This window comes from Rhizobium tropici CIAT 899, assembly GCF_000330885.1.
Taxonomy (GTDB): Bacteria; Pseudomonadota; Alphaproteobacteria; order Rhizobiales; family Rhizobiaceae; genus Rhizobium; species Rhizobium tropici.
In genome coordinates, this window is record NC_020062.1 from 1,095,111 (window position 1) to 1,120,807 (window position 25,697).

24 protein-coding genes are annotated in these 25,697 nt (G+C 59.3%); 4 read left to right on the top strand and 20 right to left on the bottom strand.

Annotated features, from left to right (window positions below):
* The first annotated feature begins 354 nt into the window (after positions 1–354).
* Positions 355–543, top strand: a complete 189-nt coding sequence (locus RTCIAT899_RS27175) for a hypothetical protein (protein WP_015343048.1) — start codon at positions 355–357, stop codon at positions 541–543.
* Between the two features lie 114 nt (positions 544–657).
* On the opposite strand, the gene RTCIAT899_RS27180 is transcribed toward RTCIAT899_RS27175, so the two are convergent.
* From RTCIAT899_RS27180 to RTCIAT899_RS27205, 6 genes are all read right to left on the bottom strand, one after another.
* Complete coding sequence (locus RTCIAT899_RS27180; RefSeq protein WP_015343049.1) at positions 658–1,617, bottom strand: acetylxylan esterase; 960 nt, start codon at positions 1,615–1,617, stop codon at positions 658–660.
* A gap of 83 nt (positions 1,618–1,700) precedes the next feature.
* Positions 1,701–2,258 (bottom strand): GNAT family N-acetyltransferase, encoded by a 558-nt coding sequence (locus RTCIAT899_RS27185; RefSeq protein WP_041678199.1) that lies wholly within the window; start codon positions 2,256–2,258, stop codon positions 1,701–1,703.
* 160 nt (positions 2,259–2,418) lie between these two features.
* Positions 2,419–3,378, bottom strand: a complete 960-nt coding sequence (locus RTCIAT899_RS27190; protein WP_041678200.1) for a Csu type fimbrial protein — start codon at positions 3,376–3,378, stop codon at positions 2,419–2,421.
* A 14-nt stretch (positions 3,379–3,392) separates the two neighbouring features.
* Entirely contained in the window at positions 3,393–5,753 is a 2,361-nt protein-coding gene (locus RTCIAT899_RS27195; protein WP_015343052.1) for a fimbria/pilus outer membrane usher protein, read from the bottom strand.
* A gap of 22 nt (positions 5,754–5,775) precedes the next feature.
* The gene (locus RTCIAT899_RS27200; protein WP_015343053.1) at positions 5,776–6,495 is read right to left on the bottom strand and encodes a fimbrial biogenesis chaperone; all 720 of its coding nucleotides are present in this window, start codon (positions 6,493–6,495) and stop codon (positions 5,776–5,778) included.
* A 25-nt stretch (positions 6,496–6,520) separates the two neighbouring features.
* A complete protein-coding gene (locus RTCIAT899_RS27205; protein ID WP_015343054.1) occupies positions 6,521–7,018 on the bottom strand; it encodes a Csu type fimbrial protein in 498 nt (165 codons plus the stop codon).
* 460 nt (positions 7,019–7,478) lie between these two features.
* On the opposite strand from RTCIAT899_RS27205, the gene RTCIAT899_RS27210 reads away from it, so the two are divergent.
* Complete coding sequence (locus RTCIAT899_RS27210) at positions 7,479–8,093, top strand: hypothetical protein (RefSeq protein ID WP_015343056.1); 615 nt, start codon at positions 7,479–7,481, stop codon at positions 8,091–8,093.
* Positions 8,094–8,193: 100 nt separating this feature from the next.
* On the opposite strand, the gene RTCIAT899_RS27215 is transcribed toward RTCIAT899_RS27210, so the two are convergent.
* The 4 genes from RTCIAT899_RS27215 to RTCIAT899_RS27230 form a co-directional block, all read right to left on the bottom strand.
* Complete coding sequence (locus RTCIAT899_RS27215; RefSeq protein WP_041678201.1) at positions 8,194–9,075, bottom strand: hypothetical protein; 882 nt, start codon at positions 9,073–9,075, stop codon at positions 8,194–8,196.
* A gap of 273 nt (positions 9,076–9,348) precedes the next feature.
* On the bottom strand, positions 9,349–10,581 hold the full coding sequence (gene pepT, locus RTCIAT899_RS27220; protein WP_015343058.1) for a peptidase T: 1,233 nt from the start codon (positions 10,579–10,581) through the stop codon (positions 9,349–9,351).
* A 184-nt stretch (positions 10,582–10,765) separates the two neighbouring features.
* On the bottom strand, positions 10,766–11,287 hold the full coding sequence (locus tag RTCIAT899_RS27225) for a DUF992 domain-containing protein (RefSeq protein ID WP_015343059.1): 522 nt from the start codon (positions 11,285–11,287) through the stop codon (positions 10,766–10,768).
* Positions 11,288–11,525: 238 nt separating this feature from the next.
* The gene (locus tag RTCIAT899_RS27230; protein ID WP_015343060.1) at positions 11,526–12,788 is read right to left on the bottom strand and encodes an adenylate/guanylate cyclase domain-containing protein; all 1,263 of its coding nucleotides are present in this window, start codon (positions 12,786–12,788) and stop codon (positions 11,526–11,528) included.
* A 222-nt stretch (positions 12,789–13,010) separates the two neighbouring features.
* Here RTCIAT899_RS27230 and RTCIAT899_RS27235 point away from each other — a divergent pair, with 222 nt between their 5' ends.
* On the top strand, positions 13,011–13,595 hold the full coding sequence (locus RTCIAT899_RS27235) for a nucleoside 2-deoxyribosyltransferase (RefSeq protein WP_041678202.1): 585 nt from the start codon (positions 13,011–13,013) through the stop codon (positions 13,593–13,595).
* 26 nt (positions 13,596–13,621) lie between these two features.
* Here RTCIAT899_RS27235 and RTCIAT899_RS27240 read toward each other — a convergent pair whose 3' ends face one another.
* The 8 genes from RTCIAT899_RS27240 to RTCIAT899_RS27275 all read right to left on the bottom strand — a co-directional run bounded on the left by RTCIAT899_RS27240 (position 13,622) and on the right by RTCIAT899_RS27275 (position 22,772).
* The gene (locus RTCIAT899_RS27240) at positions 13,622–14,431 is read right to left on the bottom strand and encodes a phosphate/phosphite/phosphonate ABC transporter substrate-binding protein (RefSeq protein ID WP_041678203.1); all 810 of its coding nucleotides are present in this window, start codon (positions 14,429–14,431) and stop codon (positions 13,622–13,624) included.
* Positions 14,432–14,437: 6 nt separating this feature from the next.
* Positions 14,438–15,442, bottom strand: a complete 1,005-nt coding sequence (locus RTCIAT899_RS27245; protein WP_015343063.1) for an ornithine cyclodeaminase family protein — start codon at positions 15,440–15,442, stop codon at positions 14,438–14,440.
* Positions 15,442–16,971 (bottom strand): HAL/PAL/TAL family ammonia-lyase, encoded by a 1,530-nt coding sequence (locus tag RTCIAT899_RS27250; protein WP_015343064.1) that lies wholly within the window; start codon positions 16,969–16,971, stop codon positions 15,442–15,444. Before RTCIAT899_RS27250 ends, RTCIAT899_RS27245 begins: the two co-directional genes overlap by 1 nt.
* 294 nt (positions 16,972–17,265) lie before the next feature.
* Positions 17,266–18,012 carry an ATP-binding cassette domain-containing protein gene (locus tag RTCIAT899_RS27255; protein ID WP_015343065.1) on the bottom strand — a complete coding sequence of 249 codons (747 nt, stop codon included), beginning with the start codon at positions 18,010–18,012 and terminating at the stop codon, positions 17,266–17,268.
* Complete coding sequence (locus RTCIAT899_RS27260; protein ID WP_015343066.1) at positions 18,005–19,069, bottom strand: ABC transporter permease subunit; 1,065 nt, start codon at positions 19,067–19,069, stop codon at positions 18,005–18,007. Before RTCIAT899_RS27260 ends, RTCIAT899_RS27255 begins: the two co-directional genes overlap by 8 nt.
* Positions 19,070–19,178: 109 nt before the next feature.
* Positions 19,179–20,168, bottom strand: a complete 990-nt coding sequence (locus RTCIAT899_RS27265; RefSeq protein ID WP_015343067.1) for a substrate-binding domain-containing protein — start codon at positions 20,166–20,168, stop codon at positions 19,179–19,181.
* Between the two features lie 227 nt (positions 20,169–20,395).
* The gene (locus tag RTCIAT899_RS27270) at positions 20,396–21,838 is read right to left on the bottom strand and encodes an ROK family protein (protein WP_015343068.1); all 1,443 of its coding nucleotides are present in this window, start codon (positions 21,836–21,838) and stop codon (positions 20,396–20,398) included.
* Positions 21,831–22,772 carry a tagatose-1,6-bisphosphate aldolase gene (locus RTCIAT899_RS27275; RefSeq protein ID WP_015343069.1) on the bottom strand — a complete coding sequence of 314 codons (942 nt, stop codon included), beginning with the start codon at positions 22,770–22,772 and terminating at the stop codon, positions 21,831–21,833. The genes RTCIAT899_RS27270 and RTCIAT899_RS27275 overlap by 8 nt, the downstream gene beginning before the upstream one ends.
* A 228-nt stretch (positions 22,773–23,000) precedes the next feature.
* Between RTCIAT899_RS27275 and RTCIAT899_RS27280 the strand changes: the two genes are divergently transcribed.
* Positions 23,001–23,921 (top strand): sugar-binding transcriptional regulator, encoded by a 921-nt coding sequence (locus RTCIAT899_RS27280; RefSeq protein WP_015343070.1) that lies wholly within the window; start codon positions 23,001–23,003, stop codon positions 23,919–23,921.
* 80 nt (positions 23,922–24,001) lie between these two features.
* Here RTCIAT899_RS27280 and RTCIAT899_RS27285 read toward each other — a convergent pair whose 3' ends face one another.
* Both RTCIAT899_RS27285 and RTCIAT899_RS27290 read right to left on the bottom strand, forming a co-directional pair.
* Entirely contained in the window at positions 24,002–25,243 is a 1,242-nt protein-coding gene (locus tag RTCIAT899_RS27285; RefSeq protein ID WP_015343071.1) for an NAD(P)/FAD-dependent oxidoreductase, read from the bottom strand.
* On the bottom strand, positions 25,240–25,557 hold the full coding sequence (locus tag RTCIAT899_RS27290; protein ID WP_015343072.1) for a MocE family 2Fe-2S type ferredoxin: 318 nt from the start codon (positions 25,555–25,557) through the stop codon (positions 25,240–25,242). The genes RTCIAT899_RS27285 and RTCIAT899_RS27290 overlap by 4 nt, the downstream gene beginning before the upstream one ends.
* Positions 25,558–25,697: the final 140 nt, after the last annotated feature.

Here is a 25,697-nt window from a genome sequence, read left to right on the forward strand (position 1 = left end):
TCTGCTCCAGTCTAACCGCCGATGGGACGGTGATTGCTTGAAAGCATGCGAACTCCCGCGAAGTCCTTTCGGACTTCAACGTCTGGCTATATCGAAAATCGATGTCTGTTGTTTCGCGGGCAACGAGAAGAGGCACACGCAGGGCGGTTCGGGTCGGTACATCAATCCCCCTAATCAGATCAGAGACTGAACGTCACGATTGCAAGAATGTTCCAATCCGGTCAGCCATTCAAATGCGATGCCGTGGCGCCCGATTTGATTAACGGGCGTAGTTAATTTTTTAACAATTTTCAGAGATACTAATGGAACAGATATTGAAATCAAGGGTTTCCGTGCAAAGCCGGAGGACTGTAAATGAATATGAAGATCGTGACTGCCCAATCGGAAGTAGAAACCGAGGACACCGGCACCTATCCGGATGGCATGATGGAGCGTATTCTGGTCGAGTTTTCCGCAAGCTTCGAGCGACAGCACCGCAAATCCCACGAGCGTGACTACGGCACGCACAAGGTGCTCCGACCGATACCAGCCGGACTCGCCTGAGCAGCCAGAAGCTTACGGCCTTCGTCAGATGTACAGTGGCGCCATACACCTGCCTGATGGCGGCCTCCGCCCCACACATGCAGCCGAGGGCTGTACCAGTATAAGTTTCGCGGTTCATAGCACCTCGAAGAATTGCCCGATCTTGTCTCGCAGAATTGCGTTCTGCTGGCCGCTGCCAGCATAATCGAAATGGCCGGCATCCAGAATGAAGATTTCGTTGAATTCCTGCAGCGCATTTGCGACGGAAAACTGACAGGGCGGCGCAACGGCGGGATCGAAAAGGGCGGGCGCAACAAGCATCGGAATGCGGATACGACTTGCCGCGATCGCAGCATCGAAGAAGCGCAGCGTCTCCAAAACGCTGCCGTGTCTTTCCTGATAGGCCTGTACCGATTGCGCGCTGCCGACGGTTGGCAGTGTCAGCCATAGCTCCCGGTGGCCGAAAGTCGGAACGACGAGGTGGCCCCGCCTGATCCTGGCGTCAAAGGGAATGGCGAGAGCGCCGACACCGCCACCGAAACTGATGCCGCTATAGCCGATATGGCCGGCAAGCCATGGATAGAGGGTCTCCAATGTCGAGACTGCGAGCCAGATGTCTTCCACGCAGCCGCCGATGACATAGGTGTCGCGGTTTTCGATACCGCAAAGAACATGGCCGGATGCATCCGAGGGGATTTTCGGGCTCGCGCTGAGGGAGAGCCCGCGGCAACAGGGAAAAAGGATAGCCGTCTCTTCTACTGGCCACTCGAATTCCGGCTGGTCTCTTCCGCCATATCCGTGTCCGACGACCAGGCCGCGCCGCACCCGTCCGCTGCGGGGAATGAGCAGCCAGCCATTGATCTGAAACGACCCTGTCGACATGTAGCTGATATCGAAGACGTGCCAGTTGTCGTGACGCTGCTTGCTATGGCGAAGCTTGGGTTGCGGATCGATGGCCAGGGCCGCCCTGTAGCGCTGCTGCCAGAACTCGTCAAAGCCCGCCGGAGCTTCCGGTGCTGCTATCGCCTGCAACTGCGCGAGCTGCATGCCATAAGTCGGATCGAAATCGAAGGGGTGGGATGTCGGTATGCTCATGGTAAATTTTCGCGTGAGAGCACGGCTGAGGCAAGAAGCAAGATTGCCGATCCGCGGGGCTGTCGTCGCGGCTTACTCCCTGTTCATTCATGAATTTCTTGTTTGGGACGATCGATGCGATAGAGCACGTGCGGCCGCAGAATATTGCCTGGCGGCACGGTGATATCATCGAAATCGCCATCGTCGACTCGGATCATACCGATTTTCTCCATCGCGCGGCGGGAAGGAGTGTTAATCGCTGAGGTGTAACCGATCACGCAATCAGCCCGCAGCTCTTGCCACGCGAAATACAGGCAACGTTGGCTGATTTCCGTCGCATAGCCCTGCCGCCAATAGGCATGCCCCAGAATCCAACCGATCTCCAATGGAAAATTACCCGGAACTTCCGGCCCAGGACGTGAAAGACCTGCGCCGCCAATCAGCGCGCCATCAACTTTCCGCTCCACGGCCAGAAAGCTGAAACCTTCCTTGGCGAACTGCTCGTTGGCTTCGTCGATCAGTTCGTTCGTCTCAGCCGCCGTGAGCAGGCTCGGATAGTAATATTTGCGAACCCGCGCGTCTGCATTTACGGCGGCAAACGGAACACGGTCGCTATCCTGCCAAGGCCTGAGAACGAGCCGGGAGGTTTCCAGAATAAGCATCCTACTCCTTGGGGCAAACGGATTGATCTCGATGGCGTGAGGACACATACAATCATCAACCAGCGGCATCGTCATCGCAGTCGGCGCCATCCTTGTCTATGCACTGGTAATATTCGATGTCGTCAGTCAGCCGCGTTATTCGACCCGCGCCAATCCGAGATCAATAGGTAAGCGTCACTACGACCGTATCCACGTAATTGCCTGGAGAGGGCGTCGTCTGGGGCGGGACTCGGCCATAGACCGTCAAAAGCTGCGCCGTGCCCGTTCCAGTTCCAGCAACCGTGCTGCCCGGTGTGTTGACATCGCCCCAGGGCTGCGACCGGTTGATATCCTTGTAGAGACCGTAGGTCACCGTCTCCGCTCCCTTCGTCATCTTTCGCGCCGTCGGTGCCGCGTTCGTTGTGCCGCCATTCAACGAGATCGTGTAGGGCGTACCCGGCGTACAGGTTGCCGTCACCGATCCGGCGGCATCGGTATTCGCACTCAGAACACCCTGCGTTCCGAAATTGATGTTTTGGACGCTCACCAGGCAATTGGCGGCAACGCTCGCGTTGACGGTAAACGGCGCGGTTCCTGTCGTTCCGGTGGGTCCATTACAGTTCGTCGCGCTGCTGTAGCTGTAATAGAATGAGGTGCCGGATGCGAAGCTGGAGGTATACGACCCGGGCAGCGCCGTCGATGGCGTTCCAAGCGCCGTGCCATAGACCGTCAGGCTACCGGTTGCGCCCACCAGCGAGCCATTCAACAGGGACATTGTCAGCGCATAGACCGGTGCCCGCGATGGATAGGGCCAGCTGCTCGATCCCCACACCACGCTCCGGCCATTATCGGAATACAGCTGATAGTTCAAAGAACTGGCTCCGTTCAGCATCTGACGTGCCGCAGCCGAAGATGCGCCGCCGCTGCCGGCGCCGATATCCGGGCAAATGAGAAGCCGCTTGCCCAAATCCAGGAGTCCTCCGGAACAACTTACACTTATAGTCGATGTCGAACTGACCGGGGTAGCCGACAAGATATCAACTGCCCCGAAGTTCATATTGGTGGCACTGAAGCTGCAGCTTTGCGCCAGGCAAAGCGAAGGCAGCAACAATGCGAGCAATATAGTGATCGAACGCAGCATCCTTTCACCTCTCTTCAAAAGCACCTGACGTCATCGATGACAACCTGCTCACCCCGCTGCGGCCTATAGGCGAATTCGGCGTGGCATTTCGTTCCATCCTCCAGCGAGACATCGATCGCATTCCTCGCATGCAACCCGCGAATATAAGTCTGACCGTCATAGCCGACCACGAAGTCTTCGTTCGCCCCCTGCAAGGTGCCGTTGAGCCCGGCACGCAGTGGCACCCCGTTCTTGTCCTTGATCGTAACCAGAGCTGCTTGCGGTGCTTCGGATACGCCGAACTTGACGACCACGCCGCTGCGGTCTGCCGGCACGACGATTTCCTTCGTCGCGGGCACGTCGGCATCGACGGGCAGGTTCTTGGGATCGATGGAGACGGTGTTCGGTTCATAGGAGTTGAGATTGGGCACCAGAATGCGGCCGCTCGAATTGGTCTTGCCGGCCGGCCGGTTCTGCTGCTGAACCTCGACACCGGGAGCGCCGACATCGACGACGGCAAACGCGTCGTCGATCCGGTTGGTGGCAAAGACACCGCCGCCTGCAACGGCAATGGCACCATCGACCCGAGCCGTAGCGCTGGTCTGATGATCCTGCTGCTGAAGGCCCGCCTCGACCTGTGCGAATGGAGCCCGATAGCTGATTGCCGCCTCGCGATAGGTGTCTTCGCCTTCAGAGGTGCGCAGGCGCCAGCCGAAGCTACCGTCCTCCTGCTGCATCGACTTGGAAACATCGGCAACGACACCAAGGCCGTTAGGCCCGCCTTGTACGCCCGTATTGGCCGTAACGTTGCCGCCGAAGGGAATGGAGAGGCCGGCAAAGAAACCGAAATTGCTTCGGTCGTCGAGATCGGTGAAGGCGCTCGCATAGACTGTGGCACGCTTGAAGGTCTGACTGTAGGAAAGACCGGCTATCTTGCTCCTAGTGCCGTCGGCACTTTCAAGGTTGGTATAAGAGAGGTTAAGGCTGGACAGATCGAGTGGCGTTGGCACGCTCAGCGTGACCTGATCGATGGCGCGCGGCACACCGGCGCTGAGAATGCTCACATCTCCGGCAACGCTCGTTGTCGGCCGCGCGGAGACCGAGGCTATGTCGTCATAATCGCCAAAGGTCCGCTGTACGCGGGCGTAAAGAGCCCATCTGTCGTAGCTGAGCTCGAATGCGGCATTCATCAGCGCACCGGAACGCGAGCCGCTTTTGCTTGCCGCACCTGCTATTGACGCTACACCGAACGAGCTGACTGGAAAGGCGGCTCCCGCGCCGCCATTCAGAAGATCGGCGCCGCCCTCGAAGTGGCCCTCCAGTGTCAGCCAATCGGTCAGGCCGTACCTTGCGGTGGCGGCGCCCATGATACGACCGTCATAGTCACTGGAATCGGTTCCGAAATTCAGACGCGGAGTGCCGAGTTCGGCGGAAAAGTCCAAAAGGCCCTGACGCAGAAGCCAATTGGAGGAATAGAACGGCAGGGTCTGCGTGGTTTCGCGCCCGAGGCTGTCGCGCAGCACGACGGTTGCTTGCCCACCTCCGGAAAAGACAGGAAGGTTGGTCACCTGGAAAGGCCCGGCGGGAACGTCGCTGGAATAGGTGCGCACGTTCTGCGTATAGATATCGAGCGTCGAAGGAACGGCGGCCGTCCCGGCAAATGAGGGCAGCGGTTCGGTCACGAGGTCCGAGCGCAGCGCAAAATTGCGCTGAAACTGAATACCGCCGAAATAGACTGGCCGAGTCCATGACAGGCCGCCGGTGGTCAGGTCACCGGCACGATAGGTAACAAGGTTCTTCGGATCGGAGTAGCTCCAGGTCGTGTTGAGGCGGGTTATGCCGTCAAGACTGCCTTCGGAATATCCGGCGAGGAAGGACTGGCTGAGCGTGCCATAGGGGCTGAAGAGACGTGCATCGAAAGATCCGGATATTCCCTGGAACATGTTCGAATTGCCTTGAAAGAGACCGTTGGAACTTGCGTAGAGGGAATAGTTGAGGACGGCGCCATAGCCGGACTGGGGTGCAGGGACCGCATTGTCCTGCTGCTGCCTGACATTGATGACGCGAGCCGCGCGCCCTTCGTCGGTCGTCTGCACGTAAAGACGCTGCGTCTCTATGTCGACCTGATATGACAGGCCGGGCAAAGTGCTGAGTTCGATCAGCTTATCGTCAGCGCCGGCCGGTGGCTTGATGCCCACCTCGCGCAACTCTTGCGCGGTTGCAGCGAGCGAGCCATTCGGACGCTGTTTGAAATTGCCGATCATCTTCATCGACACGTTGTTGATGAATACTTCGAGATAGACGTCCATCGCGGCGGCCGGTTGCTCGGCCGTGGTCGCATTCGCCGGCAGATCGGGCACTTCCTGAGCACGCAGTACCGGCACTGAGAAAAGCATGCATATGAAAACGGCGCCGGCACTACCGTTGATTAACGGCGACTTTGGCATCGAACGGCCCAAGATCACTCTGGCCATGCAGTGTCACGACGCCACCCGAGAGGGGTTTTGCTGTTCCGACAGGCCATTGCATCGTCGCCCCGGCAAGCACGTATCCGACCAGTCCGTTCCGGCTGCCGACCTTCGCCGCACCCTGCGCGAGGGTCACGTTCGACAGACGGAAGCGGCTGCCGCCATTGTTCTTGCCTATAAGAGCAAGGCTGTTGCCCTGCTGCTTGAGGCTCCAGACAATATCGGCGGGCTTTATGTCCGGCCGCTTGAAAAAGACAGGAATGGACTGACGCATGATGAGCGTGACCGTGCCGGCGCGCGCACGGGCAGGGTCGGGGAGTTCATCAACGATGACACGATAGGTCTCCTCCGCCTTGACGGGCGCCTTGCTCGTACGAACCACTCTGACCACATACTGTGCGTTCGGATTCATCCGCGTCGCGGGAGGACTGGCAACGACATCCCTGGTCGGTTCCAAGGTCTCTATCCCGCCCGCCTGGCTCCACTTGAAGACACGTATCTGGACGTTGATTGGATGGTCTCCGTCATTGGCCAGATTCAAGACCGTGGCAGCAGCCGGTGCTACAAGCTCCAGACTTGTGGGCGCTACCCGCAGAGATGCTGCGTTTATTTCATAAGCACTGAACAGCAAAAGCATAGTCGCGGCAATGCATGGCAACATGCGTTGCATGACGGCCTCCCGGATCTGTGAGTTTTCAGTAGGTGACGGTAACCGCTACGGTATCGGTGTAGACACCCGCAGCCGGTGTGGTTTGCGGAGGTACCCGGCCATAGACATTTATGTTCTGGACCGCGCCGTTTCCTGTCCCCGAGACGGTGTCCGTGCCTATGGTCGTGCCCCAGGTCTGCGTTCGATTGGAGTCGGTATAGATCGCATAATTGATCGTCGCACTTGCTGGTCCTGTCATGACTCGGACGGCCGTTGTCGCACCTGCTCCAGCGCCGGCGCTCAGGCCGACATTATAGGTCTGCCCGGACGTGCATTGCACACCGATGGTGGTTGCTTGATCGATATTGCTGGTGATGACGCCGTTGGTGCCGAAGTTGAGATTATTGGCACTCTGGATCGTGCATTGCGCCTGGATAGTGATGGTAACCGTCATGTTGGCGCTTGTGGTGGCGGCCATTGCGGGTGGCGCTGCTATGGTCATTGCGATACCGATAAGGCTGGCGCCGCGGAGCATTCTCAGCATTCACATTCCCCTTCGCATAAGCCCCAAAAAATATCAGAATATAATAAAATAAGCACATATATGATTCGCTGGCAATGCAGGTCGGAACCGCGGCGGCGGCAGCGATAGTCTCGACAGAATACCTCCAAAGTAGAGTTTCAATTTATTTAGTGAATACTTATGGATGAGCGGGACTTTTGAAAAACATGGTTAATATTATCTTTCAGGATTGATTTACTCATCGGGACACCTGATCGGATCAGGGGCGAGGCGTATATGAAAGACGCGGAAACGCGCTTCATCAAGACGGGAAGCGAGTGCAGCTCCATGGCAACGCTCCGATCCTAGCCACGACCCGATGTGCGAAACGCATTCATCAACATTTCTTTGCGAAAAGCCTGCAATTGGCCACGTTTCGGTAAAAGCCGCGCCACAGTTTTCATGAGAATGGCTGTTCGAGATTTTCCCAAAGGAGCGGTCGATGGATACGCAGCCCGTGAGATGGTGGAATGGTCAAAGCGAAACGACTCGCAGGCTGGGGTGCGGGCTCGCGGTTTGCGGCACTGTTGTCGGCGCCCTCTATCTGATCGTCCAAACCGGCCCTGCCGACCGGTCGATCCGGCTCATCGACGAGGGCGGCCGCATCGCGATCAATGGCATGGCATCCGCACACCAATTCGCGATGAACAGATTGCAGTTGGCAGTCGATGCGAGCCCCGCAAGACCGCTGGTGTCGGTGCCAGTTCCGCAGCCTTCGCCGCTTGCAGCCATGATCAAGAGCAGCGAGCCGGCAAAGCGCGTTGTTCGCGCCGATGCGGGGAGGACGAAAGTCGCGTCATCTGCGGAGGTGGAGCATTTCGACCGCTGCCTGCCGCAATGTGAAACGCGGGACCCGCTGATAACAAGCAATCCGGACTATGCAGAGGCTGTTCTACCTGTCGCAGACGATGCTCCGTCTCCCGCCTTGGACGAAAGGGCCGGATTTCATCCCCTTGCGGACGCGCGAAACCTTTTGAGCAAAGCTGTGGACGCGCCAGGCATGGTGCTGCGCCGCAGCCAGCAGGTGATCGACAATGTGGCCCGCGCGGATTGGTAGGCTGGACAGGCGTCCGCGCCCGTTGGCGATATAGCGGCCAGGGCGCGGAACTTTGCAGCGAAGCGAAAGAGGGACATCAAGCCCCCTTGACGCCGGCCACCTACAGGCCACCGGCGCTAGCTGTGCTGCGCAGCAGCCGGCAAAGGCTGACAAGGCCTGCATCGAAATTGCCGGATGCAGTTACCTGACGACAGGCAATCAGCATACGTTTCTGCTCGGCACTCGACATGGTACGGAAGGCGGCAAGTGTGCGGGTGCTCGATCCTGTGCCCGAACGTCCCGACCCAAGTCCTGTACCGCCCGTACCGCCTAGGCCGCCGATTGTCGTGCCAATGCCGCCCGTGCCCTTGCCTCCGGACCCGCTGCCGGTGCCAATGCCGCCGGAACCTGTGCCTCCAGATCCGCCGCCACTGCTTCCGCCAGAGCCGCCAATGCCGACGCCAACGCCGACACCCGCTCCGGATCCTCCGAGGGAAACGCCCGCCCCGGCATTAATGCCGCCCGAGCCGCCAACCGAAGCGCCAAGGCCAGCATTGACCCCGGAACCGTTAACCGACGCTCCCAAGCCGGCATTGACGCCATTCGAGCCGCCAACGGAGGCGCCAGCACCGGCATTAATGCCGCTCGTGCCGGATACGGAAGCACCCGCTCCGGCATTGATGCCATTGGAACCGCCAACGGAAGCCCCGACACCTGCGTTAACGCCACTTGTTCCGGATACGGAAGTACCCGCCCCGGCATTGACGCCGTTCTTTCCGCCTATGGAAGCGCCGAGGCCGGCACTAAGCCCTTTGGAGCCGAGCCCGGCGCCCAGGCCGGCATTGATGCCGCCGACCGATACACCGACGCCCGCGCCCAGTCCGCCGCTTCCGGACTGGCTGCCGCCATGATCCGTCCCGCCACCGGGTTCCGCATAGCTCGTCGAGGCCAATAAAAGAAGTGCGGATGCAGCAATTGCCATCCGTGAAGATTGTATTCTCATGACTAAACTCCGTTTCAGCTTAGACTTTGTGACAGTCTGTTTCTGATTGCCGGAGCGCGCGCACCGTAGAGTTGGAATGAAGGGGCTTACCTATTCTCCTTTCCTCCCAAGACTACATTATAGAATAATCTAATTTAGTAATGCTTCAATATAAAAATTCACGGATGACTTGCATAATGACAACGCGATTAATTTCGTGCAGGAGAAAATGCGCTATTTCCCGACGGAGTTGCTGGTTTCCATGGAGGAAGCGAGGCCTATTCTCGCAAGAGTTCAGGAACGTTCTTCCCAGACCTTCGCCAACTCCACGAGCGTCTTGACGGCTTTTTCCATGTCCTGTCGGCTCACCCATTCCAGTGGTGAATGAAAGGCATGGCCGCCGGCAAAGATATTGGCGCAAGGCAGGCCCATGAAAGAGAGCCTGGAACCATCCGTCCCGCCGCGAATACTGCCTCGCACCGGCGCCATGCCGGCACGACGGATGGCCTCGACAGCGTTTTCGACAATCTCCGGATGACGATCGAGAATCACTTTCATGTTGCGGTACTGATGTCTGACGGTGAACTTATGCGATGAGCCGGGATAGGCGGCCATGACGTCCTTGACGATCGCTTCCAGCATAGCCTCCTTGTCAGCAAGGCCGGCTTCCTCGAAATCGCGGACGATGAAACCGAGCGAAGCCTTTTCCATCAAGCCGCTGATCCCGGTGGGATGGATAAAGCCGTCGCGTCCGTCCGTCGTTTCCGGCGCCATGTCCTTCGGCAGCCTGTTGATGATCGCACCGGCTATCTTGATGGCATTTTCCATTTTGCCTTTGGCGAAGCCCGGATGAATGGCGACGCCCTGGATGATGATCTCGACGCTGTCGGCGGAGAAAGTCTCGTCTTCGATATGACCCGCCGTTTCGCCATCGACCGTATAGGCGAATTGTGCTCCCAACTTCTTCAGATCGACCTTGTCGACGCCACGCCCGATCTCTTCGTCCGTTGTGAACAGCAGCTTGATGGTGCCATGGCGGATATCGGGATTGTCGACGAGATATTGGGCGGCTGCGACAATTTCGGCGAGACCGGCCTTGTCGTCGGCGCCAAGGAGTGTCGTGCCATCCGACGTGATGATGTCGTTGCCGATCTGGTCTCGCAGGGCAGGGTGTTCGTCAACCCGAATGACCTGCTGCGGATCGGCGCTGAGGCGGATATCACCGCCGGCGTAGTTCCGCAGGATTTGCGGCTTGACGTTCGTTCCGGTGAAATCCGGCGCTGTGTCCATATGCGAGCAGAAGCAGATGACGGGGACCGGCTTGTCGACATTCGATGGAATGGTGGCATAGACATAGCCGTGCTCGTCCAGATGGGCATCGGCAAGCCCGATCGCCAGCAATTCCTCAACCAGAATGCGCCCGAGATTCTTCTGCTTCGCGGTGGAAGGCTGCGTAACCGAAGACGGGTCCGATTGCGTATCGACGACAACATAACGAAGAAAACGATCGGTGACGGTATCGGTCATGATTCTGGCTCCGAAGAATCGCTAGGGTTTACATAGCTATAGCGCTGCGAGGGTGCATGGTTAAACCGATTTCGCGCTGAAGACGCTGACGTGCAAAGCTGGCTGTCGCCGCCCCGACGGAAAAGGCCGCTCCAGCGCCGGGCGGGAGCGGCCATATCATATGGTCAGGACTTTAATCGAATACTCAATCGGCCGACGTCAGCGTCACCGATGTACCGGTAGCCGCAACGTTCAAGCCGAGCTGACCCGTAACGCTCACGGTCTGCAGCTGGATGGAGCCGGAGGTGCCGCCAACGAGGATGTTCGTGCCGACGCCGGCACCGACAGTGGCTTCAACAGTAGCGCCCTGATAAAGCCCGCCCAGCGAACCACGATGATAGCCGGCTGTCGGCGCGAAAACCAGCCAGACAAGCCGGCTGCGGGTCGTAAACCCGAGGTCGACACCCATCTTTCTGATCGCGCCGGTATAGTGATCGACGCGAGCGCGACCGACCGTCGAATGGAAAGTGCAATCCATTTCCTTGGCCGAACCGAGCACATAACCAACGCCGCCGCCGATATCGCACTCGAGATAGCCGATCTTTACGCCATTGCGCTCATCGGGCTCCTCGCTATAGGTCGCCGGCATGTCGGCTGCACGTGCCGCAGCGGTGCCCGCAACGATCAACGATGCCGCTGAAAACGCCAGGGTCAGGATTTTTCTCATCTGTTTTCTCCTTGCCAGAGTATTATGGGTGACTGGCACCCTCGTGGTCGAGCCGATAGAATCAACCCTTACTTAACGTTCGTACGCGCAGAACGATCCCAAAATTAAGGCAGCTACCGTCATGATCCACTTCACAATATAGGGAGATCTATATACCGAGACACCCCTTTGCCATTTCACGTTTTACTACCGACTGAATCGCGCCGTACCGAATTTACGCCCCCGTCGGAGCTAATCTTCACCCGACCGTCGGCTCCGCTTTCTGCGGCAGTTTGTCTTTTGCGGCGAAAGCAAAGACGTCGACGGGTTCGCCAAGACCTTTCAGAGGAAAGGAGCCCAGGCTTTCCATATCGCGTCGGCAACCAGCCATGTCGACAAAAGCCTTGGAAAGAAGCACAGGCCGCTTTACCTCTTTTGTCAGCGATTCAAGCCGTGAGGCGATATTGACGGCGGGGCCGATGACCGTGAAGTCTAGGCGCGTCCGCGAACCGATGTTACCATACATCACGTCGCCGACATGCACCCCGACGCCATAGCGCAGCACTTCGCGTCCCTGCGCGCGGTTTTCCTCATTGAGCGTTGCAACGGCCGCCTGCGCCTCGGTGATGGCAACGAGAAGATTGTGGCAGGCATTCGGATCACTCAACGGGAAAATGGCCAAAAGTCCGTCGCCCATGAATTTGAGGATCTCACCGCCATGTTTTTCGATGGGTTCGACCATCGCGTCGAAATAACTGTTCAGCAATTCGATGACATCGTCGCGCGGCCACATGTCCGAGATGGTGGTGAAGTCGCGCAGGTCGCAGATGAGAATTGCGGCCCCGACGGTGGTGCCGCTGCCGCGCGTCGTGGCGCCGGCCAGGATCTTCTCGCTGGCATGCGGCCCGACATAGGTCCGCAGCAGCGTGCGGGCCATGATGTTCTTCAAACGGATTTCGGTCACCATCGTCAAAGCGGGCAGCAGGTCTTTCAGGAAGGTGATATGCTCATCGGTGAAGCCACCGGGCGCGTCCGAGGCAAAGGTCACGATGTGGCGCTTGCCGAGCGTGTGATAGATCGGCCAGGCGATATAGTCGGTCAGCCCTTCCGCATACATTTCCTTATAAAGCGGATAGTTCAGTTCCGCCTTCTCGCAGACCTCGAGATTTTTCCGGACTTCGGTCGCGCCGTTGAATATCTCGTTGATCGGGCTTGCCAGAAATTGCGGCGTATTCTCGACCCCATAGCTGAAGGTCGCTATATCGGCCTCCTTCATGCCGGTGCGCCAAAGAATTCTCGCCCCTAGCCATTGCGGATGCAGCGTTCGGAAGTGCATCGTCGCTCTTGCGACGGGAACTCCGATTGCCTGCATTTTCTCACAAAGTTCCACGAGGATGTTGTCGATGAACCGCTGGTCGCGGACATCATTCATAAGCCAATCGAGGATCTTGCTTTGTTTTGTCGGCCAGTTGCCCTGGTCGTCCTGGGTCGAGGCGGCAACGGCCTCAATGGAAGATTGCATTTTCTATACCCCACAGGTTCCGTCATCCGTCCTGGATCGTGAGCGCTATTCGATCCGAATAGAACTATACGCGTCTCGCCAGTGACCTGGAACGGCAATCACTTTTAATTCGCGACTTCGTAAATTATGTGCCGGGTATGGCAGAAGAGCCCTGAATCGGCCATAGGCTTCATATGGTTTCGCGACTCCCGCGTTGCAATATTCGGTCAAAGAGGCAAAGCATTGAGAGCATATCTGGCAGGGCCGGAAGTTTTCCTTCCGAACGCAAGGGAAATCCTCGATCGCAAGATCGCAATGGCACGCAGCTACGGCTTCACGCCCGTTTCACCGGGTGATCTGGTGGTGCCGGAAACCGAGACACGTCGCCAGCGTGGCCTTGCCATCAGCGCCATTAATGAAAAGCTGATGACGAGCGCCGATCTCATCATCGCCAATCTCACGCCGTTTCGTGGCATAGCGGCCGATATCGGCACAGCCTTCGAACTCGGATTCATGTGTGCCCGCGGCTGCCCGGCATTCGCTTTTTCCAACTGCCTCGATAATCACTTCGAGCGTGTGAGCAGGCTCTATGGCGGCGAGGTGCATCTCGGTGAAGACGGACGCCACCGTGGTCCCGACGGAATGGCGCTGGAAAACTTCGACATGGCCGACAATCTGATGCTCGACGGCGGCATTGCGGCACGCGGCGGTGTCATCGTCACGCGCCAGGTCGCGCCGGGGCAGCTCTTTCTCGATCTGACGGCCTTCGAAGAATGCCTGAGCTTCGCGGCGGAGCAATTGTTGAAACAGACCGCCAGCGCACAATAGGCTCGGCTATTGTGCGCGTTCGAGCGTCACCACGCTCCGAGAGCCGCATCGATCGCCCGCGCTCGTATGGGAAGCTGGTCATAGACGGCAACATCCGGTTTGGCAAAGGCGCTAAGGCCAAGCGATGCGAGGATATCGCTCCCTTCCGGATCTCGGTGTGCGCCGAGAAGAGCGGCGCGTAACGCATCGACGATATCCGCCGACTGCTGCCGCGCGGCCACCAGCAAAGGGAAGGGGGCCGGTTTTGTGGTAGCAACAATGCGCAGTGGCGCGATCATGTCCGGCTCGTGCATTGCCATCAGCTGAAACGCGTAGGCGTCGATGGCGCCGACATCTATGGTGTCTGAACGAATGGCGTCGACTACGCCACGCGGATTGAGGAGCGAGCCGACGGTTCGAGCTGCTGAAGGCCTATTCGCAAGCATGGCGAAGAGTTCACGCGGGGCATTATAGCCGGACTGCGAGTCCCGCACCGTCCAGCCCCAGCGCGCGCCTGCAAGATCAGCTTCCGTAAGCTGTTTATCGCGCGCGGCGACGATGTGGCTCGCATAGACAGGCTGCCCGTTTGCCCAGTCGGCCAGCGAAACGGGCGCTGCCAGCGGCTGCGGGCGCTCCGCCGGCGATAGCTGGGAGAAGGGGAAGCCGCACATGAAAACGGCGCCCATATCCGGACGTACCCAAAGCTCGGACAAAGGTGCCGGAGCGGCATGGGCAATGACTTCGAGTTCGACGCCCGATCGGTCGGCAAGCCAATGAAAGAGCCGATCCCAGAGAGCATATATTCTGGGGCTGAGATTATACATTCGCGAGCAGGCGATAGCACTCGAAGTCGTCATCGCGCGTCACGCAAACCGAAGTCGTTGGCCGATATTCATGCGTTTTGCCTTTTCGACCATTGCTGCGCCGAGCGCGACGTCGGTGGTGCTCAGGCCGCGATGCCAGAAGAGGATAGTTTCGTCATCGCTTTCGCGGCCCGGCTTGGCGCCGCACACGATCTGGCCAATTTCGGCATGCAGCGTCTCGGCCGTCACCTTGCCCTCATCGACATGGCGGCGAAGGGCACCAAAGGGACGCCCCGGTCCGCATTGCCCCCAGTCATCGACGACCACCTTGTCCATGATGTCGGTCAGGTCGAATTCGAGCGCGCTCATAGTGCCGTAGGGCACAACGAAAGCGCCCTTCTTGACCCAGGCGGTCTTGAAGAGCGGCGTTGGCTCCGGCAGGCGGCTTGCCTCGATCATGATATCGGCGCCCTTCAGGCAATCCTCCCAATTGTCCGTCACGATAATCTTCTTGCCGAGATCCTTTTCCAGCCGCGCCGCAAAGGCGTCGCGGCTTTCCGGACGGCGTGAATGCACTCGGATTTCATCGAAATCGAAGATGTGATCGAGCAGGCGCACGTTCCAGTAGGAGGTGCCGCGCGCGCCGATATGGCCGAGGATCTTACTATCCTTGCGGGCGAGATGCCGCGCGCCGATAGCGGTGACGGCACCGGTGCGCATGTCCGTTATCGCCGTCGCATCGATGATGGCCTTCGGTACACCGGTGCGCGGATCGAAGAGATTGAGGACCGCCAGTTCCGAAGGCAGGCCCTGCTTGTAGTTGTCAACGAAATCGCCGACGACCTTGACGCCGGCATAGTCGAGAGGCTTCACATAACCGCGCAGCACGTTGAAATGACCCTTGTCGGAACTCTCGGGCACGAGATGAACGCGAGGTTCGATGACGGTTTCGCCGCGCCCCTGTGCATCGAGCGCCTTGGTCACGGCGTCGAGGATTTCGTCGTTGGAAAGGGCCAGCGCCTTGGCGTCGATGGCATTGAGATAGTCGATCCAGATTTCCTGCATTACCGTTCTCCAGGCATGTCACCGGCTTTCGCCGCGGTCGCTGCGATAAATTCCGACACTCTTTGAAAATCAGGACCTTGAGCGCGATCTTTGTCGAGTGGTGCCACCAGCTGGCGCACCTGTCGATAGGCGTCCAGCGTCCCGCTGCCGAGCTTGCCTGCCACGCCGCGCAACTCGACTGCCTGGGCGGACGCGACAAGCTCGATCGCGACGAGATAACGCATTCGCTCGATCATCGCTTCGATCTTGCTCAGGACGCTCGGCGCCATCGACGCCTGATCTTCGACACCATCGGCGACCGGGATCGGCGTGAGCGACACGGGATTGGCCAGATGGCGTATCTCGGCTTCAAGCGCCGAGACCGTTTTCTGCGCGGTGGCAAAACCCGTTCTGCTCTGCCCGAGCGGAGTCAGGAAGCGTGGTAGCTCCGACATGCCCGGAGACATGATTTTAATCGTTCTATAGGCGGTCGCCGCCGCACAATGGGCGATTGCCTGGCCGAGCCGCTCCCATGCGAGAACGAAGGCCGTCATGTCGAAATTGCCATGCGACAAGATAAGCCCTTCGTCGGCCAGTACGACGGGATTGTCGCCGGAACTCGCAAGTTCGATCTCGGTTACCGCGCGGGCTTCGCCGATCGCGTGGAGCAGGGCGCCCCACACCTGCGGGACGCAGCGATAGCTCAAAGGATCTTGCAAGCGCCGTGCGGCACAATCAATAAAAAGAGAACTTCCGGAAAGCAGCTCGCGAAGCCTTGCCGCGGTTTCACGCTGGCCGAAGGCCGGTCTTGCCGCTAGTGCCCGGTCATCGAAAGCCGAGACGTTGGCCCGGAATGCCTCGAAGTTCAGCGCGACGGCCGCAAGCGACCAATCGAACAGCCGTTCGATATCCTCGATGCAGAGACAGGCCTTGCCAACCGACAGGCTATTGGCGACCACGAGGACATGACCATCCTTCGGCGCAATCGGCAAAGCTCTCAGACCGGCTTTCGAGAGCGCATCGAGCGCCGGCATGACCTTGCCATCGAGTTCCGCCTCGCCGTCTCCCAGCAGGGCCCGTCCCATGTGTGCCAAAGGCGCAAGATCGGCAGCACCGATCGAGCCGAGCGACGGCACCACCGGGTGAAAGCCGGCATTCAGTGCGGCAACGAGGCCGGCAAAAACCGGGAGCGATATGCCGGAGCCGCCGGCCGCCATGCCGGCGATGCGAGCCGCCATCATCGCCCTGACGGCTTCGCGGGGAAGGGCAGGTCCAACTCCGACTGCGCGGGCTTGCGGTACACGTAACTGAAAGGCGATCAGGTCGTCCGTGGCAAGGCGAGTATCGACGCCCGCGCCCAGCGCTGTCGTCAAACCATAAACTGGCTGGTCGGCCGCCAGGTAGCGTTCGACCACGACGCGCGCAGCGTTGATTCTGTCTCTGACGTCTGGCGAAATCACTATCGTGGCGTTGCGCCGTGCGATTGCAGCGATATCGCTCACTGTCGGAGGCGCATCGGTAAAGGACACAATATTGTCCGCTTTGCTCATTCCTGCTTGCCTCAAAGACGTGCGCTCGGCTTTCCGCGATCTCCGGATAAATGCTCTTCCAGGCGACACTGGAGTCGCTGGAATGGATCGATATCCCCCATAGCACGGCACCTGACCAGCCACGGTCATATCGATTGAAGAACACCGCTATCTCATTGTGCGGCAATAAGCGATGCTCAGGAAAGCTCAATCAGCACCGGATGGTCATCCGAGATCTTGAAGCAAACCAACAATGCGATCGCGATGACATCTATCGCGATCGCCCTTGTTAAAAAGTTGTAGCGGGGTGAGGGATCAGCCGCCGATCATGAGCCTCACGACTTCCTCGTGATTGGTGTCGGCGATGTTGCGCTCGCCGGCAACAATCCCTCGACGCAGGACGACGATGCGGTCGGAAACCGCGAAAATATCCTGCAGATTGTGCGAGATGAAGATAACACCGCGTCCCTGCGCCTTCAGCGATTTGATGAGGGCTACGACCTTGCGCTGTTCGGGCACGCCGAGCGCAGCGGTCGGCTCGTCCATGACCAGAATGCGGGCATTCCAGTAAACCGCACGCCCGATCGCGACCGCCTGACGCTGGCCGCCGGAGAAGTTGCTGACCGGCGCATCGAGCCGCTTCACATGGAAATCCAGCTCCGCCATCGTCTTGCGCGCTGCTTCGGCCATTGCCTTCCGGTCGAGCACCGGCAGGAAGCCGAAAAGCTTCTTCATCGGTTCGCGCCCGAGGAAGATGTTGGAGCCGATCGTCAGATTGTCGGCAAGCGCTAGGTCCTGGTAGATCGTCTCTATGCCCTTTTCGCGTGCATCCTGCGGCGAGGAGAAGGTGACAGGCTTGCCTTCGATCAGGATTTCGCCCGCAGTCGGCGGATAGACGCCGGAGATCGCCTTGATCATCGTCGTCTTGCCCGCACCGTTATCGCCGGCAAGTGCCACGACTTCACCAGGCCGGACGACCATGGAGCAATTGTCGAGGGCACGCACCGCACCGAAATAACGCGAGAGATTGCGGACCTCGAGGAGGGGAGTTGCACTATTCATCCTGTTTTGCTCCGCTGAACCGGCGCTGCGCCTGGTCGATGAGCACCGAAATGATGATGACTATGCCGACCGCGATGAACTGCCAGAACGGCTCCACGTTCATGAAAACGAGACCGTATTGGATGACGGCGATAACGAGAGCGCCGGCAACGGTGCCGATGATCGTGCCGGAGCCGCCGAACAGACTGGCGCCGCCGATGACGACGGCAGCCACGCTATCGAGCAACAGGGGCTCGCCCGCCTGGGCCGCGCCTGCTGTGAAGCGTGCTGCATAAAGTGCGCCGCCCAAGCCTGCGCAGACGGCCGAGAGAATATAGAGCCGCAGCAGGTGGGACTTGATGTCGATGCCGGCGCGGCGCGCGGCCTGGGCATTGGCGCCTATGGCGTAGTTGTGCTGGCCGAAGCGTGTCTGGCTCAGCAGATAATGCATGATGATCACGAAGACGAGCGTGACGATGACCAGATAGGGGACACCGTAGAACCGGCCGTTGCCGAGCTCGGCGAAATAGGAATTCTTGACCGGCACAGTGGTGCCGCCGGCAATCAGGAAGGCCGTGCCGCGGGCGACGCCGAACATGCCAAGCGTACCGATGAATGGCGGAACCTTGAGACGCGAGATCAGGAGGCCGTTGATGAAGCCGGGCGCCGCGGCGGCCAGCATGGCAACGAGAATGCCGAATACCATCGCGACCGGCAGCGGCATGTAGAGCCCGGCAATATTGGCAATATGTGCGGCGACGACGGCGGCAAGGCCCATGATGAAGCCGGTCGATAGATCGATGCCCCCGGAGATGATGACGAAGGTCTGTCCGATCGCCAAGAGCAGCGGCGCCACGGCGAAGATCGCGACGGACTGCCAGTTGAAGCTCGAGCCGACGAAGGTACCGCCGAAATCGATCCGTGCCCAGATCTCGAAAGTCACGATAAGTGCGGCAAGAAAAAGCCATGCGCGCAATTGCGCGATGCGGTTTAGGATGGTTTTTGCCTGGTCGCCATGGTCCGCCTGCGGCGCCACGTGCTGATCCGCCTTGCGGACCTCTGCATTGTTGATTGTCATGGACTGGTCCAAACTGAAGCGTTGAGGGCGCGAAGATCACGACGCCGTTCGCTCTATCATCGTTGGATGATGTGCCTCGCCGATCGGCGAGGCACAGACTATCTCCGCATCAATCGGAATAGATGAACTTCGCGACGTTCTTGTCCGTCACGTTCGATTTATCGATGACCGTGAAGCCGGTGCCGATCGCCGTCGGGATCGAATTGCCGGTCAGATGCGCATAGGCTGCCATCACGCCGAAATAGCCGATTTCCGCCGGGTGCTGTGCGATCGCCAGATCGACGAGGCCGGAGTTGATATTGTCGACGATCGATGTCGGCGCATCGAAGGCGACCACGCGGATCTTGCCCGTCTGGCCGGCCTGCTGCACGCCGTTGGCGGCACCGAGAGCGGAGAACAGATTGGCCCCGAAAACGCCGTCTAGATCGGAGTTGCGGGCAAAAACCGCCTGCAGCTGCGATGCCGCCTTGTTGGCGTCGTCGTCGTTATATTGCGTCTCCAGAACGGTGATGTTCGGATATTTTTTCATCTCCTCCTTGAAGCCCTGCTCGCGCTGATCGGTGGTCGAAATGCCGGGCTTGACGTTGGAAACGTAGACCTTGCCCTTTTCGCCGACAGCCTTTGCCAGTGCGCGCGCGGCAATCGCACCGCCGAGCAGGTTGTCGGAAGCGATGTAGGCCAGCGGAAAATCGGCATCGCCCTTGCCGGTCTGGTAGACACCAGTGCCGATGAAGGTATCGACGGTGATAACCGGGATGCCTGCATCATTGGCCTTTTTCAGCGGCTGGACCAACTGATCCTTGTCCGTCGGGGCGATGAGGATTGCATCGGGTTTCTTGGCGATGACCGCATCAAGAACCGGAACTTGCGTTACCGGGTTGAAATCGGGGCCGCCCTGGAACACCAGCGTCGCGCCGATGGCCTTGGCCGCGGCCTCGGCGCCCTTGCGCATGGTGATGTAGAAGGCATCCGTGGTCAGGCCCGGAATAAGGGCAATCGTAAACTTCTTGTCTGCAGCCTGTGTGGTACCGGCAATAGCGGCAACACCGGTCGCGAGCGATGCCACGGCCGAAGCCTTGAGAAATGAGCGGCGCTCCATGATTTTCCTCCTCTTGAAACCGAACCTCCCCTGTCCGGCAACGCGATAATCAGTGGGTTACTGCAGCACGTCAAGTAATTTTTTTCTGCAAGGAATTTCTTTTAACCAATTGATATACTTCAGCAATTCTATGATGCCGCAACATCATTATCCGCCGGGGGACATAGCGTCGCACGACGTTCAGCATTATTCTGCAGCTGAGCTGTCCATTCGGACGGCGACCGATATTATTGGCGGTCGAATACCTGCCAAACCCAGGCCAGAATTACCTCCATGTCCGGCTCTTTGGTCTGCTCGACAGTCATAACTGCACCGCAGCCCATAGGCTCGGCCCGATCCGCCAGCGTTATCAGTTCCGGCACATATTCGGCGCCCGGATGCCCAGGCAACCGCTCCTTCAGTCGGCTGGCATAACGCTCGCCCGCGACCGTTCCAGGCACCTTGCACCACAGCTCCGCGACATCCCCGACTTTCGCAGCATCGATATAGTTTTCGAGCTGCGCCTTCGGCTGGAAGCCGAACCAGGCGTCGATGATGAAGGTCGAGCCGGCCGGAGCGTCCGCAATAATGGACCAGATCGCCTGGTAGCTCGCTTTTCCCAAAGTCCGGTTGAAGTCGCGATCGACTGGTCCGATATGCTGCAGGAACGGATTCTTGATGCCATCGAGGGACAGGATCGGCCAACCGGTTCGATCGGACAAAGCCTTGGCAAGGCGGCTTTTACCGGAAGCCGGCACGCCGTTGACCAGGACGGCCCGCTTTCCCCGTGCCCGCTTTCCCCGTGCCCGCTTTTCCTGTGACGGCGCATCGGCAGTGAAAATCGACAGGCCCGCGCCGATCACGCCAGCGTCATCGGCGAGTTTGGCCGGCAATATTGCGGGGCAGAACCATGGCGCTACCGCCGGCAGGTCTGCAAGCGCACGCGCCGCGTCGCAGCCGAGCCCGCCGCCAAGCAGGATGACTTCGGGATCCATCGTCGCCGCGATATTATCGAGTGCTGCTCGTAAAGGGACTGCCCATTGGCGCAAGACGCGCACGGCCGCATCATCTCCCTCGGCAGCCATGTCGAACACCTCCTTGATTGTCACGACCGACAATCCCGCTTCGGCGATGTGTCGGCGCAAAGCGGTTCCCGAACTGAAGGTCTCGACACAGCCGCGCCTGCCGCAAGGGCAGGGCGGGCCATCCTGCGATACACAAATATGGCCGAGTTGTCCCGCCGCCTTGTGTCCGTGGTAAATGCGCCCGGCATGGGCGACAGCGCCGCCAATGCCCGTTCCGATCGTCAGCATCGCAACATTTTGATAGCCTTTGGCGCCGCCGATCCGCATTTCGGCGATCAGTGCCATGCTGCAATCATTCTCGATGACGACAGGCTTTCCAAGTGCCGCCTCAATTCGCCGCACGAAATCGAGGCCAGAGAGGTTAAGAATGCCGCCAGACAGGATCTCGCGACTATCGACATCGACACGCCCGGGTATGCCGACACCGATCCCCAGAACTTCAGGAGTGTCGAGCGCGCGCGCCATCGCGATCACGCGCTCCAATGCCAACAGGGGATCGGTCGGGGTTCTTTCCGACACCTTGGCAAGGATCTCGCCCTGAACGGAGACGAGGGCCGCACGAATATTCGTGCCGCCAATATCGACGCCTATGGCGATATCAGCCATGGGCGCGCTGCCTTTGATCAGCGCCGTGCGAGCCAGTGCCCTTGAAGTGCATTGCGATGACAGCCTGGATTTCGCGAAGCCTAGGCACCGCGACCGTTTCCAGCCGATCCTTCGTTACCGAACGATCGAGCGAGATGCAATCCTTCCACAGGGAGCGGCCGGCGATGACGCCGGAAGCACCGTTGCGCATGGCATCTTCGACTTGCGTCAGGAAGGTCGTGTGGTCGACGCCAGCCGAGAGCACCGCCCACGGTACGTCGCCCGCAAGACGAGTGACTTCGGCACAGGCTTCCGACGAGCCCGGATAAGGGATTTTCAAGACTTTCGCGCCGAGATCGAGGCAGATCTTGCTGCCGCCGACGATCAGAGAGGGCAGCTTCGCCTTGTAGTCGGCCTCGTCCTCATCATCGAACTTGTAGGTCAGGAATTCAACGACGAGCAGAAGATCCTCATGTGCGAAGTCTTCGATGCACTGCTTCAAGATCTGAATATTGTAGGCATTCGCCGCATCCCGATCCGAGCGCAGATAGACCATGATCTTGCCGCCGGTCGCTCCCAGCTGGCGCACGCGGCGCGCGGAAATGCCGGGAACCAGCTTCGACAGACGATAGCCTTCTGGCGATGTATCCCAGCCGGAAGCATCGAGGCCGATCAGCAGTGCGGTATCACGCTGAAGGACACGATCATCGACCAGCGCCGGCACCGCACAGATGGGATCGACGAGAACGCAGGACGCCTTGCTTGCCAGGAAGCGAGCGATATCGGCCTTCGTGTCCCCCAGCACCCGGTCGGAGATCGCTGCCTGCTCGGCCGGGTCCCTGGCCAGAAGGCTGCGCATGCCACCGCGCTGGTCGCAGGCAATCACCATCATGGCGCCGTCGCTACCGCAAATCTGCTGGTAGCCACGCATCTCCGCTGTCGTCAATTTCGTCATGTGATCCTTCCTCCGGCCGTTGCGAAACGGCACCCATGCGGGCACGCCTTCCCCACTCCTCGAAGAGGGCAATGCTCCTGAAATTGAGGACTCTCATGCGCGGTATAGACGTTGCGAAACCGGGCTTTTTAAGCGATAACTCCTCAAGTGCCGTATGTGTAACACATTGCAGAAAGGAATTTCAACCTGAATTCATCTCAATCGCAGGAGGCTGCGGCAAATCGCGCGTTGCTACACACGGTCGCCAAACTGCACTACCAATCCGATATGGCGCAGGTGGATATTGCCAGGAAACTCGGCCTGTCGACGGCGACGGTTTCGCGCTTGCTGCAGCGAGCCCGGGCTGTCGGGATCGTCCGGATCGAAGTGATCGATCTTTCCCCCGCCGAGGATCTGAGTGCTGCACTGATCGACGGCCTGAAGCTGCGCACCGCTGCGGTGATCGATACGCCGTCATCAAACGTGCTGAGCGCGCTTGCCGCGCCTGTCGGCTCGCTTCTGCAACAGGCGGGCCTGCGGTCCGGATCCACGCTCGGCATCGGCTGGGGGCGAGCAGTGCGCGAGGTAACGATGGCCGGTCTGCCGCAATTGCCCGGCATCGTCACGGTCGCGCTGAACGGCGGCATGCAGCATGCGGCGCCTCACTTTCAGATCAATGAATTCGTGCGCCAGGCGGCGATCCAGATGGGTGGCGTACCGCATTTTCTGCATGCGCCTTATATTTCTTCGACCGAGCTCCGGGATGCGTTTCTCGGAGACCCCACGGTCCAGCAGGTGACGTCTCTTTGGGAAAGGCTGGACGCGGCAATCGTCGGTGTCGGACTGACACATGCAGCAAACCCCTCGGAAACGGCGTTGCCCGGCGAAAAGGCGCTGAGCCACGCAGCCGGCGATGTGCTGCGCCACTACGTCACCGAGCAGGGCGAGATCCTGCACTGGGATGGAGAGGAGGGGATGATTGCAGCCTCTCCCCAACAATTGCGCAAGGTGCCGCTCTGTATCGCCGTTGCCGCTACGCCCGGCAAGGCAAGCGGCATTATCGGCGCGGCACGATCGGGAATGATCAATGCGCTGGTCACGGACGCCAATACCGCGCAGGCTATCCTTGATCGTCTGTCCGCCCACCACAAAGCCGAGGATCGATCCTGATGCCCTTTGTTTGCGCGATTGGCGCTTAGAGACGGCAAGCACTTATGCGTCTGCTCATGAGTCGACTAGGCAGCAATCTCTTACGCTGCCTTTGGCAAGAGCGATTTTAGGTTCACGCCATCCGTCAAAGCTTCGATCGGCGGCATGATGCGCTTGGCAATCAGCATCTCGCTCAGTTTGATATCCTTGGCGATCCTGTTGCCAGGCCCCACACCGCTCGCAGCGACCAGCCTTTGTTCTGCGTCGAGATGGAACAGGATGAAGGCGCCGTCATCCAGATCGCGTCTGACGACCGTGCGCCCCTCGTCGACAAGGCCGGCGATTTGCAGCGTATGATCAAACTGGTCGGACCAGAAATAGGGGACGGCCTGATAGCAGCGAGCCGCACCCATCAAATTGGCCGCCGCGAGAATGCCCTGATCCTGCGCATTGCGCCAGGCTTCAAGACGCAGCCGACGTCCGCCGTAGAGCGGATGCGGAAACGAACAGCAATCGCCGGCGGCAAAGATGTCGGCAATCGAGGTTTCCAGGTGTTCGTTGACGGCAATGCCGTTATCGACCGCAATGCCCGTTTTAACGGCAAGTTCGGTGCGTGGCTGCGCGCCGATCCCGACAACAAGCACATCGGCAGCAATCACCTTTCCGTCGGAAAGGGAAATGCCGACATGTCGTTCATCCGCTTCGATCCCGAGAACCGCCACGCCGCATTTTACGGCGACGCCGTTGCGCTGGTGCAGGGCTGTGATCGTTTCCGCGATCAACTCGGGTACGCCGCGCTTGAGAATACGTTCCTGAGACTCGATGACAGTTACCTTCGCGCCGTAGCTGCGCGCCGATGCGGCAACCTCCAGCCCGATGAAGCCACCGCCAAGCACGGCTACATGCATATTTGCCCGGATATGGGAGCGAAGCGCGATCGCATCGTCCATCGTCCGCAGATAGAGGATCCGGGAACTGGCGGGCGTGTTCGCTAGCCGCCGGGGTGCAGCGCCCGTCGTCAATAGTAACTTGTCGTAAGACAAGGCCCGACCATCCGAGAGGATGAGCCGTTTTCCAGCTGCGTCGATGGCGTCAGCCGATGCGCCCCCGATATGCCGGATAGCCTTTTCAGCCAGCGCGAGATCATTGAGAACGGCGGGCAGCCGAGGCTCCGCGTGATCGAGCAGGACCTTTTTGGAAAGAGGCGGCCGCTCGTAGGGAAGATGAACCTCATCGCCGATAAGGGTGATCTTCCGCCGATAGCCATTCTCCCGCAGGCCCAATGCGGCGCGTGCGCCACATTCGCCGGCACCGACGATGATGATGCCCGCATCGCCGTTCATGCGCCGAGCCCGATCATGACGCGATCGCCTTCCACTTTGACCGGATAGGTCTTCAGATTGACGCAGACGGGCGCGCCCCGTGCTTCTCCGGTCTTGTAGCTGAAGCGGCCATTGTGCTTTGGACATTCGATGGTGTCGTCTATCACGAGCCCGTCGGCCAGATGAATTTTCTCATGGGTGCAAAGTCCATCCGTGACGAAATACTCGTCGTCGGGACTGCGATAGATCGCAAAGGTTCGCCCGGCGTGATCGAAACGAACAACATCTTCCTGATCGATTTCATCGGCAGCGCAGGCATCAACCCAGTTCGTCATTTCTTCCTCCTCATTGCATTCGCCAGGCGTGAAAGGCGTTATCGGGTCTTGGGAGCAGGTCGACATTACACTTTGAGCGCGCATCGTTTTTCCTCCCGAGTGGTTCCCAGCATGCGCGAAATCACCCCTCGCATTCCACG